This is a genomic window from Kumtagia ephedrae (assembly GCF_003012745.1).
In the GTDB taxonomy this organism is placed as follows: Bacteria; Pseudomonadota; Alphaproteobacteria; order Rhizobiales; family Rhizobiaceae; genus Kumtagia; species Kumtagia ephedrae.
In genome coordinates this window covers 270,724-282,433 of sequence record NZ_PXYK01000005.1, presented here as the reverse complement: position 1 = coordinate 282,433, position 11,710 = coordinate 270,724, and the positions used below count along the sequence as shown (strand labels likewise).

The following is an 11,710-nucleotide window of genomic DNA, read 5'->3' as shown; positions in this document are numbered from 1 at the left end:
CCGACTTCATCCCCTCTCCATCCGCTCGAAAAACCGAACGGATGGTCGCAGAACGAACCAATGAGGGGGGTCAATTTTGGACGCCGATAACCCCGCCTAGGGGGTCAACTTTGCACGCCGGTTCACATGTGAACGCGCCCGTGGCGCTGTTCGTGTGCAAGGTCGACAACACGAGATGCCCGGTAAGAGCCGCGCGGATCGCGATCTCGGCTGTCTCCTTGTCGCGTACCTCGCCGACCAGTATGATATCTGGATCCTGACGCAGCACCGATCGCAGGGCCGCTGCGAAATCCAGGCCGATCACCGGTTCCACCTGCAATTGTGTAACACCTGCTAGGCGGTACTCGACGGGATCCTCGACCGTAAAGATCTTGGTGTCGATCGAATTGCGCCCCTTGAGCATCGAATAAAGAGTCGTGGTTTTGCCGCTGCCGGTCGGGCCGGTAATCAGGATGATGCCATTTGCCGCTTGCGACATCGCCGTGAGCCGTGCCCTTGCTGCGGGGTCGAAGCCAAGGGCTTCCAGTTCAAGTCTCACTCTCGATCGATCGAGCACGCGCAGCACGATCGCCTCTCCATGCGCGCTGGGCACCACCGACACGCGCATGTCGACATTCTGGCCACGCACCACTGCCCGCAAGCGCCCGTCCTGGGGAATGCGCCGTTCCGCAATGTTCAATTGCGCCAGGATCTTGATACGCGTCACGATGCCCGCATGCATCGAACGCGCCACGGTCTCTGCGAGTAACAATAGCCCATCCAGACGAACCCGAATGCGTACATTGTCCTCCTGCGGCTCGATGTGGATGTCGGTGGCTCCACGTTCCACGGCCTCGTTGATCACCCGGCTGACCAGCCGAACGACCGGCGCCTCGCGGGCGATGTCGCGTAGTCTGTCCGCATCATTGAGATTGGCGTAAGCGTCGAACGCATCCGCCAAAACCTCTCCTTCCGCGCCCTGCCGGAGGAGCTTAAACTGCGCGGCAATCTGGCTGCGGGTAGCGATATGCAGCGAAGGCATGCGGTCGAGGTGGAAGGCCAGCGCATCGATCGCACCGCGTGAGAAAGGGTCGCTGACAGCCACGGAGACAACGCCGTCGGTCATGCCGAGCGGTAAGATGGAACTGCCTTCGCAGAACGAGAGCCCCACGAGATCGACCAACTGAGCGTCGAGGCCGAAAAGGTCGTTGAACAATGGCAATTGCAGGATCGAGGCGAGATGTCTGGCCAGTTCATCCTCCCGCAACAGGCCAAGTTCGGTCAAGACGATGTCGAATGGATGCGACGTGGAGGTCAGCGCGGCCCTGGCGCGGCCTGCTCCGTCCTGGGACAACGCACCATCGGCAACCAGACGGTTCAGTACCTCGTCCGCAGTCGGCCTTTGCAGATGGACATTCATGGGCCGAGCCCCGCAAGGACTTGAGCGATGTCGCTGGAAAGAGGCGCGGGACATGTGACCTGCGACTGTATATCGCGCGTCTCGTCCCGCGCCGCCAATAGTTTTTCGATGCGTCTGAACGGCCGATCGCGCCGCGTCGACGGCTCAATCAGGTATGCCGAATGACCACGGAAAGGCGATTTCGGCGCCTCTACGGCAACGCTGATCGCCGTCGGAGAACGGGACGCGCCGGCATCCGCATGCGGGCTGGCCGCATTCTCCATCATGATGGCGAGCCGCTTGGGTGCTCGCGACGAAACAACGATGCCCAACCGCGAATGCACTGTAAAAGTCGCATAGAGGGCGGCCGGCGGAATGTCGCGAAGCGGCTGAAAGTCCGAAAGCTCGATAACGGACTCGAACGGTCCCCGCTTCGCGCCGCCGAATATCTCGACTTCCGCGCCGCGCGTTTCGGATTGCGGCTCATAGCTTCGGTAGGTGACGATCGCTTCGGCGAGATCGTCCGCTTGATCTTCGGACACGCCAAGCGCCCTCAAGCCTGTCGCAAGCGTGCTTGCGTCTGCGGCGTTGAGATCGACCAGCCCGGTCTGGTCCTGGAGTTCGGCCGTGACCAAATAGCCCGAAATCTTGCAGACGACAGGTTGGGAATTAAGAGGCAAAGATTGCCGCGTCGCCACTCCGGCGGTCCCCAATTGTCGCATCGCTACCAAGGTCAAGACCGCGTCGGCAAGGCCATCCAGGCGGTCCTGCTGGGCCCGGTTGGCTGCGACCAGCCAGTTGGTTCGGGCCGCCATAGCGAAAGGCGCGACGATCGCTGCCACGAAAAGCAGGAACAATAGCACCGCGACCAGCGCGAAACCGGCATTGTCATGCTCCGGCCGACCCGGCGGCGCGCTCATTCGGTGACACTACTGGCCGGCGCGGCCGAATAAAGGGAAACCGTCAAATTCCGTCCACCACTCTCAAGTGTCACAGCGGCACGGGTAATCGAGACGACTGTCCATCCCGAAACTTCCTCGCCCCGGCCATACCAGCGAAAGTCGCCGCCTTTGGCGGGGCCGATCAGCGCGCGACTTCTATCGGACGTCAGACTGATGCCGGCCAGCCGCAGGTCCGGCATCGTCTCGGCCACCACCGACTCCGGTTCGATTTCGAGAGGGGGTGGCGGTTCCTCGACGAATTCTTCCTCCACGGGTTCGACCGGAGGCGGAACGAAGGGCCTGCGCATGGCATGAAACAGCGGCCGTAAAAGGCTCTCGACAGGCGCTAGCGCCAATTCCCGGTCGGGCTGGTCTGCATCGCCATCGGCCACTTGCGGATAAGACAGGTTCACGGCGTTGTTGGGCTCGATCGGCGAGAGGTCGGGCGGAGTCCGCCACCAGTGGATGTTGAGGAAAGCCATCGCCGCGCTGGCCGCCACAAGAGCAAGAGAGACGGGGGTCCGTATCATTGCACGGTTCCGGCTTGCGGCACGCCGAGATCGGAACGCAGGGCGCCGTAGACACGCAACTGCGCCGATATTTCCGGTGCCTGCCTTACGTTGGGGCCGATCGATCCGCTCAGCCACAGATTGGCGCTGCGCACGATCATTGGCTTCGACGTCTCGACCGATAGCACCGCGTTGTAGACCGCCTCCACAGTGCCGGATATGTCGGCGCCGACACCGACGTAACGCACGCCATTGACCGTCAGGTCGGGGACGTTGCTGATCGACAGTACATTGGCGTTCTGCGCGGTGATCACTTCGCTCAAATGCTTCTGCATGTTGCCGCGGATGACGGCCTCGGTCTCGCCTTCGAGAAATTCGGCACCAGCCGATGGTGAGGCCATCTCCCTTTCCCGCATCAACCCGGCCTTCAGGCCGGCGATCGCCTGCAGGCGGCCGATCGCCTCCCGTTTCTCACGAACCTCCGCGTTGACGTCCAGCACGGAGGACAGCGCCAGTTGGACAGCGAAACCGCTCGCCACAAGCACCATCACGAGCACGGCAAGGGCGATCGCCCGCCGCGCGCGGCGTGAAGCGTTGACGATGCGGGTGACTGGATCCCCCATCACCGCTCCAGCTTCATGACGAGGGTGAAGCGCTCGCCGTCGGCGCCAGGCGCTTTGACGACCGGAGCGGTGAAGGTCGGTCCGCTGAACAGCGGCGAGGCGTCGAGCGTCGCAATCAGCCCGGCGGCGGAAGACGAAAACCCTGAAAACGTCACCTTGTCGTCCTCGATAGAAAGATCGATGATCCAACTGTCGTCGGGCACGAGCCGTGTCAGTTCTTCCAGGATTTTAGCGAGCGGGATCGCCTGGGCGCGCTGCACGCGCACGCTCTCAATTTGCTCGACGCGCCGATTGCGTTCGTCCGACAGCGCGCGCACGGTCTTTACCTCGACTCCGAGCGCCTCGATCTCCGTATCGAGCTGTCTTATCCCTTCCCTGTAATGCCATTGGGCATGACCGAGGGTTGCGATAGCGAGCACGGCCGAGGCGGCGACCACGACTCGGAAAAAGCCGCGCTGCAACCTGTCACGCCAGGCCGGCCGAACGAGCGCGCCAAGTTCTTCGACATATAGCTCAACTGGGCCACCCTCGCTCTCCGCCCGCATGGTGCCGAGGCGTGCCCCGGCCTGCTCGATCGCGGCGAGAAGCGGCTTTAGCGTCTCCCGCTTGACGACGAAATAGCGGTGATCACTGCGATCAGCATCGCCGGTGGCAAACAGCATGATCACGGTGGCTGGATCGAGTGGGGTGGAGGACTGGAGGTCGAGCGCGGCCATAGCGCTAGCGCGGCGGCTGGGTAGGCGGAAGGGAGCAACTTGCCGCTCCAGAAAACGTCCCGAGCCCAGCACAAGGTCGACGATAGGGCGCTTCTTTTCATGAGCGGAACGCACGAGTCCTTCAAGTTCCACCCGCAAATCCTGGGGCTCGAACAATTCCCGCGGTTCGGTCACGTCGCCTGAAGCGCCTGCAGCGTGCCAGCTATGAACAGAGTCCCTTCCCACAACGAGGGTGCAATCTGCAGTTTGCTTTTTCCTGACCGCAGCCGGCGTCATGGCGACGAGTTCCGCCAGCCACCACTCGCCGAAATCAGCCAAATCGTTGCGCAGGGAGAATTGATGCATGCCGTCAGTCCGGCGCGTAGCAGCAGATAAGACGCTCTCTCATTAGCAAAAAACAGGAAAGCGTTCAGTGACCAATGGGAACGGAACCACGAAAATCACAGGTTTGTTTAGATCAGCCGAGCGAGCGGGGGTGAATCAGGAGTGTGACGAGTGTGAATATGGCTGGAAGAAGCCAAAGCCCGTTGGCGAGAAAAATTTCTATCAGTACGCCCCCGATCCTTCCGCTCCAACTTCAGTTTCGGTCAGTGGGCGTTACGCGTGCCGCTGGAAACCGCCGGTAGCTCTCCGCCTGGCACGCTTTCCACCGAAAAGCTTCGGCATGGCCGGCCGTGTTGATCCGGCAGACAGCCTGAATCAGCGTCGCCCTGATTTCTGAATCTCCTTCAATTAGTGCGGGTCATGCTCCAAGACTGTGCGCTTTGCCGGCACAAGAGGAAACAGCTTGCAGCTGAGCCGAGGCAGACAACGCTGGTAGCCAGCCCCCGCAACCAGAATTGCAAAGGCCCCGGTGGAAGCACCGGGGCCTTTGCAATTTTGTCAGCGCCAGGATGCCGGCGATCTCGCAACCAGCTCGATCTCAAGCCGTCCATCCCTGCGGGGTCAGCGTGATTTTCCGAGAAGGGGTGGAAGCACCCTCGGGGGGAGACGGTCTCAGCAGGCATACGTTTTAGCTGCGCAGGAGCGCCGCGGATCCGGTGCCCGGCTCTGTTCAGAATGAACCGTCTTCGGCACTTCTCAGGAGAGCGTGGCGTATGTCGCGGTCGAGCAGGTCGATGTCCAGCCGTTCGCGCAATCGGTTCAGTCGGTAGCGCAGCGTCGAAACATGAATGCCGAGCGCATCCGCTGTTCGCTGGAACCTTCCGTCGTGGAGGGCAAATGCCCGGGCGGTCTCAAGCATGTCGGCACGCTTCTCGCCCGCCAGCTTCAGAACGGCGGGGTGGACCTCGGCGCCGGGCGGCTCGGAATGACGCGTGGCGTCGATGTCGCCCAGCGCCAGAGCCAGGATGGATATGGCAAGCTGGAGCCAAGGCAAGGCGGCCTCCTCCCGGGAAAGCACCCGGCTGGAATGGCAGCTGACGACGAAACCCTTGTTGCCTTGCGTGCGCAAGAGCAGCATCGCCACGGACCGGTAGTCCTGGATGTCCGCATCGAGGCGGTAGAGCGGGAAAGCGGTGCTTTCCCGCATGTCCGGAATGAACCGCGGAGCGCCGCCTTTGAGGAATTCCCGCGCCGGGCTGAGGCCGAGCGGCCACTTGGTTCGCAGGCTCTCGAACAGCGGGCTGACCGGGCCATGCCGGGCCAGCAGCGTGACCGTTCCCGTGGAACCGTCGACCTCCAGCAGACCGGTATTCCGCCATTGCGGGCAAATCCGCGTCACGCCCGCCAGCCCCACGCGAATCCTTGCTTCGCTGCCGGTGCACGCGGCCAGCTCTCTTGCGAGACGATCGACGGCTTCCGGCTGCATGCCGCGCTCTCCTATGTTTCATAGGAAAACAATAGCGCACCCTTCCTATGGATTGAAGGATGCCCTTCCCGCATCGGAAAGGCAGGATGCCGGTCGACGTCCTCCACAACCGATGGAATGGCATTCCCATGCAACGCCAGATGCACCTCGTCGCCTACCTCAAGACCGGCCCGACGGCGCTGCATGCCGGCGGATGGCGGCATCCGGAGGCGACGCTCGCCGACATCTTCGAGCCGGCGCGCTACGAACATGTCGCGCGGGTGCTGGAGGATGCCTGCTTCGACGGCTGCTTCTTCGCCGACCTGTTCGGGCTCTACGACATCCACAAGGGCGGCTTCGACACCTATGTCGAGCGCGGCGGACAGATTTCCTTCCTCGATCCGCTGACCGTCCTGCCGGTCATGGCGCGCGCCACCAGCCGTCTGGGGCTCGGCGCGACGCTGTCGACCACACTTTTCCACCCCTATCACCTGGCGCGGTCGCTGCTTTCGCTCGACGTATTCTCCAGGGGACGCGTCGCCTGGAACATCGTTACGTCGGCGACGGATCTGGAGGCCAGGAATTTCGGGCTCGAGATGCTGCCCGACAAGGACGCCCGCTACGACCAGGCCGACGAGGTCGTCGAAGCCTGCCTGAAGCTTTGGCGAAGCTGGGATGCCGATGCATTCGTTCTCGACAAGACGACGGGCGTCTTCGCCGATCCGTCCAAGGTTCACTACAGCGACCATGCCGGCCGCTTCGTGAAGACGCGCGGTCCGCTCTCCATCCCGCAAAGCGCGCAGAAGCATCCGGTGCTGATGCAGGCAGGCTCCTCCGAGCGCGGCCGGCGGTTCGCGGCCCGCTGGGCGGAGGTCATTTTCGCGGCGCAGAAGGGCAAGGCCGAGATGCAGGCCTTCTACCAGGACATCAAAGGGCGGCTCGACGCGCATGGCCGCCGGCCGGAAGACTGCGCGATCCTGGTGCAGACGAGCTGCATCGTCGGCGAAACGGATGCGATCGCCGCCGAGAAGGCCGCCTATCTCAACGATCTGGCCGACGAAGAGCTGCGGCTGGCAACCACCTCCAGTTCCGTGGGTGTCGATATGAGCCGCTATGAGGACGGCCAGTCGCTGTCGGACCTGGCCGGCAGCCAGGGCATGCAGGGCTCGGTCGATCTGCTCGAGCAGGTGCGCAGGGACGGCGCCCTGTCGATTTCGCAAGCGGCGCGGAAGGCGCTTCCCAACCAACTGGTCGGCTCGCCGGCGACGATCGCCGACCAGCTGGAAGAGCTGTTCCTGGCGCAGGCCTGCGATGGTTTCGTGCTGGCGCCGGCGACTTTCCCCACCAGCCACGAGAGTTTTGCGCGCGCCGTGGTGCCGGAACTGCAGCGGCGGGGCCTGTTCCGCAAGGCCTATCAGGGCAAGACGCTGCGCGAGCATCTGCGCGAGGGGAACGCCGCATGCTGATCGGATTTTCCGCCAATCTCCAGCGGCCGTCGAAGACGCGGGCGCTGGTCGCGGAGATCGTCGAAAGGCTGGGCGACCGTTTCGGACCCGCCAGCCTGCACGATCTCTCCGAGACGGCACGCATGTTCGGCGGCGCCTTGCAGGCAGGCGAACTAACCGGCGAGGCGGCGGACATCCTCGCGGTAATAGAGCGGGCGGATGCACTCGTCGTCGCAAGCCCGGTCCACAAGGGCTCCTACACCGGGCTCTTCAAGCACGTCTTCGACCTCGTCCGGCCCGATGCGCTCTACGGCAAACCGGTGATCGTCGCGGCGACGGGCGGCGGCCCCCGCCATGCGCTGGTCGTCGAGCACCAGATGCGGCCGCTGTTCGGCTTCTTCCGCGCGCAGGTGATGCCTACCGCCGTCTATGCCTGCGATGCGGATTTTTCCGACGGCAAGCTCGTCGACAGGCTGGTGAAGGAGCGCGTCGCCGACGCGGCCGCCGAACTCGGGGACAGCCGTGCCGCCCTGACGGCCTGAGCGAGCATTTCCGTTTTTCTTCGGATCAACGGAACTGCTCTCTATCTCTTTGTTTTTTGCAATTCCGAACGCTGCGCACTTTTGCTGGAACCGCTCTAGAGCGGAATCCGGTCAAGATGGACCGGAATTCCACTCTATCTGTTTGTTTCGTCGCATGATCTTTGTCCAAAAAGTCTGCAACTTTTCGGGATCATGCTCTAGCCGCAGGTGAAACCGCGCTGGTTCTGGGCGAAGCGGATGTCTTCCCTGCGCGTCAGCGTGCGCAGCTTGTGACAGCCGCATTGCTCGCTGAGCGGCGCGCGGATCATGGTGCGCAGGCTGATGCGCGAGGCCGGGTGGCGCAGGCTTTCATGCAGGGCGGTCGAATCTTCCGGCGGCCGGTCCATGACGCCGTCCTGCCAGCGCACGATGAAGCTGGCGGCGACGTAGCAGGCACCGATCTCGCGGGCGAGCGAGGCCTCCGCGCCGGTCGAATGGTTCATCGCGTCGGCTCCCAGGACCTTGTAGGCATGCGCCTCGGCGCGGCTGCCGAAACGCGGCCCCCAATTGTGCGCGAACACGAGCTGCTGATCCTGCCCGACGACGCGGTGCGGATGCGGCCACAGCTCCTCGGCGGTCTCTTTCAGCAGGGCCGCGAGGTGCCGGCAGAAGAGCTGCACGGACTGGCAGGCGGCGGTCATCTTGCCCGACAGCGAGTAGCGCGTCTGCGAAAGGTCGAGCACGTCCCAGGGGATGATGAAATCTCCGGGCTTCAGCATCCGGTTCATCGAACCGGAGGTCGAGTCCGCCAAGATCTTCTTCACGCCGGCTTCCCGCAGGATCCAGGCAACCTTGCGAAAAGCCTCATGGTCGATGGAATCGATCGGCCACCCATGGGCGAAGACGTTGAGAATCCGCCTCGGCTCGCCATCCGGCGTGCCTTCGCCGGAGACCTCGATGACCTGCCAGTTCTCGCTCGGTCCCCAAGGCGTCTCGAACACCAGGCCGCGCTCCCTGACCGAGACGCCGGGCTCCAGCACGTCGTCGGGAAACATGAGACCCCATTGGGCACTGCCGGAAATAAGCGCGAAAGGGGTCTGCGGTATCGTGTCGGCCATGGGAGGAACCTTTCAAGAGGTCAGAATGCGGATATCGCCGACTGTCCGGACCTCGAGGCGCGGCGCGTCGGTGAGGCCGGAGGGCTGGCCCGCGCCGCTTTCATAGGACGTGCCGGGATAGTAGCGGTTGGCGGCGGTGTTGCGGACGCGCAGTTCGACCACGACACGACCGGCGCCCGGGAGAGCGAAGGCGGCCTCGCCGGCGACGTGGCGGCCGGTGACCGCGCCGCCCACCAGGCATTCCGCTGTGCCGGCGAGGCCCGGACAGACGAGATTCCAGTTGCCGCCGGCATCGAGCGGCGGGAGCTCGATCTCGCGGCGGTAGACGCCGGTGCCGGCGAAGGTCTCGAAACCCTGCCTCTCCCAGCCTCGATCCGTCCGGATCGGCTGGAACGGCCCGCCCGCGGAGAAGGTCCAGCCATCGGGCAGCGGGACCGGAGGCGGCAGGTCGGACATCGGCGCCGTCGCCGGCTGTGGGTCGGCCCCGCTGCCGGGCCGGGTTCCGATGCAGAGCAAGGCATGCGCGGCGACCTCGAAGCGGACCGCGCCGCTCAGCCCATAGGCGAAAGGCGACACCGCGCCGGTTTCCGGATGCCAGCGCAGGAGATCGACCGGGCCGTCCGGCAGGGATAGCCGTACGATGCGCCGTTCCGGCTGGTCGTTGAAAAGGGCGAGCCGCATCCCGCCATCGACGCGCGCCGCCGCGGCGAAGGTCGGCCCATGCTCGAAGCGCGCCGGCGGGACGGGAAAGGCAGCGCGGAGAAAGCTTGCGACGGTTTCGTAGTCGGGTTCGTCGACATGGCGGAGCGGCAGGCCGGCGAAGGCTGCGGCCAGTGCTTTGTCGAGGCCGGTCTCGCGCGTCTGCCGGGGCAGGCTGCCCGAGCCGATCAACCGGCCGCCCGCGGTCGCGAATTCCGCGATGATTGTCGCCGTGCGCGGCTCCGCCAGCGTGCTGACCGCCGGCAGAATCAGCGCGGCATAGCGGCCCGACGGCAGGAGCAACTCGCCGTCAAAAATCCGGGCGTCGGCGAGGCCGCTTTCGTCGACGATGTCGAAGCCGATGCCCGACAGCGTCAGGGCTTCGGCCCAAAGCCCGAAATGGCGGCCGCAATCGGAAGCGGGGCCTTCGGCGCGGATGGTATCGAGCGGATAGAGGAGTGCCACCGGGCGGATGGGCTCGCCGTCCTCCAGGAAGGCCGAGAGCCGCGCAAGTTCGTCGAGCACCGAGGGCGCATCCTGCCACCAGGGTTCGAAATTGAAGCCGGGCGCGAAATCGAAGCGTGGATTGGCGCCGGACCTTTCGCCCGGCGCGAAGCCGTCGGTCAGATAGAGCGCATGCAGCACGACGCGGCGTGCGCCCTGCAAGGTGTGGCGGATGGTCTGGGCGCGCAGGCGCTCCAGCGTCAGGCCCCATTGGCCGGCGGTTCCGGCCATGCCGGCCTCCCGGCCGGTCGAATACTGCTCCAGCGTGCAGCGGGCGCGGCCATTGGCGCGGGCGACCGAATCGCCGAGCCTGGCCGCCAGTTGCGGATGATAGTCGGCCGCGTCGACGGACGTCGCCGAGCGGTACCGGTCGACGCCGAAATAGTCGACACCGGGCATCGAGCGCGGGTCGATGCCCGTCAGGCCGTCGTGCAGGCCCCATGTTCCGACGTGAGTCAGCAGTTCGTGCCCGCTGAAGGCCACGCCATGCTTGTCGCACCAGGCGCGCAGCGTGCCGAAGAACGCCTCGTGCAGCCGGTCGGAGTAGGCGCGGAAGAAACGCGTGCGCATCGCCGCAGTGGCCGGCCCGACATCTCCGATCAGCGCGGCGAGCTGCAGCGCCAGCGGTTCGCCGCCGAGCAGGGCCGGCAGGCGTTTGTCCCACAGCAGGCTGTTGCCGACGTCGCCGTGCATGCCCTGCCAGTGATAGAAGCCGGCATAGGGATGATCGAAGAAAAAGCCCTTCGCGTCGGCGTTCGTCGCTGCAAGTAGCGGGCGATAGACTTTTTCGGCAAAACGCTGCGCCGCTTCGGGCATCAGGTAGTTGACGAGGCGCGAGCTGCGGCAGCGGGCAGCGACGAAGACGGTGACCGAGGCGTCGGTATCGGCCGGGATATCGACAGCGCATGAGACGTCGTCGGCCGCGACGATGCCGGCGCGGGAGGTGAGGTCGCGGAAGCGGCCATCCGGTCCATGGCCGGCGGCGGCGGCGATCTCCCACTCATCCCAGAGCGGCGCGGCGCCCTCGTAGCACCAGCGCAGCCCCTCGTCGCCGAGAAATTCCAGCCAGGGGGAGCGGATGTCGCCAAAGGTCGCCTGGGCACTGCCCCGGCGCACCGGCACGGTCAGCCAGAAGAGGTGGCGCTCGCGGAGATGGTCGGCGCCTTCGACCGTTCGTCCGCCGCCGTGGCCGGACATCCAGTTGTATTCGTCGTAAATCTCGATGGCGAGGCCCAGCCGGCCGGCCTCGTCGCAGGCCAGGCGATAGGCGTCGAGGAAAGCAGGCGACAGATAGTCGCCGAGCGGCAGCCCGAGCCGTGCCTGGATCATGATCGTGCCCAGGCCCGACCGGGCGATCTCCGCGAGGCGGGCGGCGATCTCGGCCTTGCCTGGGATATGGTGCCAGAACCAGAAGGCGCCCGGCCGAAACGGCTGGGCGGGAGACTGGAACCAATCCGGGGCTTCCAT

Annotated in this window: 11 protein-coding genes; 3 read left to right on the top strand and 8 right to left on the bottom strand. The window is 64.8% G+C overall.

The window, feature by feature from the left end:
- Positions 1-70: 70 nt before the first annotated feature.
- The 5 genes from C7I84_RS07480 to C7I84_RS07460 are packed head-to-tail and all read right to left on the bottom strand — an operon-like array spanning position 71 to position 4,512.
- On the bottom strand, positions 71-1,399 hold the full coding sequence (locus tag C7I84_RS07480) for a GspE/PulE family protein (protein ID WP_106771518.1): 1,329 nt from the start codon (positions 1,397-1,399) through the stop codon (positions 71-73).
- The gene (locus C7I84_RS07475) at positions 1,396-2,298 is read right to left on the bottom strand and encodes a ComEA family DNA-binding protein (RefSeq protein ID WP_106771517.1); all 903 of its coding nucleotides are present in this window, start codon (positions 2,296-2,298) and stop codon (positions 1,396-1,398) included. The genes C7I84_RS07480 and C7I84_RS07475 overlap by 4 nt, the downstream gene beginning before the upstream one ends.
- Positions 2,295-2,849 carry a hypothetical protein gene (locus tag C7I84_RS07470; RefSeq protein WP_106771516.1) on the bottom strand — a complete coding sequence of 185 codons (555 nt, stop codon included), beginning with the start codon at positions 2,847-2,849 and terminating at the stop codon, positions 2,295-2,297. The genes C7I84_RS07475 and C7I84_RS07470 overlap by 4 nt, the downstream gene beginning before the upstream one ends.
- Positions 2,846-3,451 (bottom strand): type II secretion system protein GspM, encoded by a 606-nt coding sequence (gene gspM, locus C7I84_RS07465; RefSeq protein ID WP_106771515.1) that lies wholly within the window; start codon positions 3,449-3,451, stop codon positions 2,846-2,848. The genes C7I84_RS07470 and gspM overlap by 4 nt, the downstream gene beginning before the upstream one ends.
- The gene (locus C7I84_RS07460) at positions 3,451-4,512 is read right to left on the bottom strand and encodes a PilN domain-containing protein (protein ID WP_106771514.1); all 1,062 of its coding nucleotides are present in this window, start codon (positions 4,510-4,512) and stop codon (positions 3,451-3,453) included. Before C7I84_RS07460 ends, gspM begins: the two co-directional genes overlap by 1 nt.
- A gap of 67 nt (positions 4,513-4,579) precedes the next feature.
- Between C7I84_RS07460 and C7I84_RS29645 the strand changes: the two genes are divergently transcribed.
- On the top strand, positions 4,580-4,888 hold the full coding sequence (locus tag C7I84_RS29645) for a hypothetical protein (protein ID WP_133170069.1): 309 nt from the start codon (positions 4,580-4,582) through the stop codon (positions 4,886-4,888).
- A gap of 333 nt (positions 4,889-5,221) precedes the next feature.
- Here C7I84_RS29645 and C7I84_RS07455 read toward each other — a convergent pair whose 3' ends face one another.
- Positions 5,222-5,977, bottom strand: coding sequence for a helix-turn-helix domain-containing protein (locus C7I84_RS07455; RefSeq protein WP_106771513.1), 756 nt, complete (start codon positions 5,975-5,977; stop codon positions 5,222-5,224).
- A 128-nt stretch (positions 5,978-6,105) separates the two neighbouring features.
- Between C7I84_RS07455 and C7I84_RS07450 the strand changes: the two genes are divergently transcribed.
- Together C7I84_RS07450 and C7I84_RS07445 are read left to right on the top strand one after the other, a co-directional pair.
- Positions 6,106-7,422 (top strand): LLM class flavin-dependent oxidoreductase, encoded by a 1,317-nt coding sequence (locus C7I84_RS07450; RefSeq protein WP_106771549.1) that lies wholly within the window; start codon positions 6,106-6,108, stop codon positions 7,420-7,422.
- Complete coding sequence (locus C7I84_RS07445; protein ID WP_106771512.1) at positions 7,416-7,943, top strand: NAD(P)H-dependent oxidoreductase; 528 nt, start codon at positions 7,416-7,418, stop codon at positions 7,941-7,943. The genes C7I84_RS07450 and C7I84_RS07445 overlap by 7 nt, the downstream gene beginning before the upstream one ends.
- A gap of 197 nt (positions 7,944-8,140) precedes the next feature.
- Here C7I84_RS07445 and C7I84_RS07440 read toward each other — a convergent pair whose 3' ends face one another.
- Together C7I84_RS07440 and C7I84_RS07435 are read right to left on the bottom strand one after the other, a co-directional pair.
- Positions 8,141-9,040, bottom strand: coding sequence for a phosphorylase family protein (locus C7I84_RS07440; RefSeq protein WP_106771511.1), 900 nt, complete (start codon positions 9,038-9,040; stop codon positions 8,141-8,143).
- 12 nt (positions 9,041-9,052) lie between these two features.
- Positions 9,053-11,710: a glycosyl hydrolase family 2 protein gene (locus C7I84_RS07435; protein WP_106771510.1), complete on the bottom strand. Its 2,658-nt coding sequence runs from the start codon at positions 11,708-11,710 to the stop codon at positions 9,053-9,055.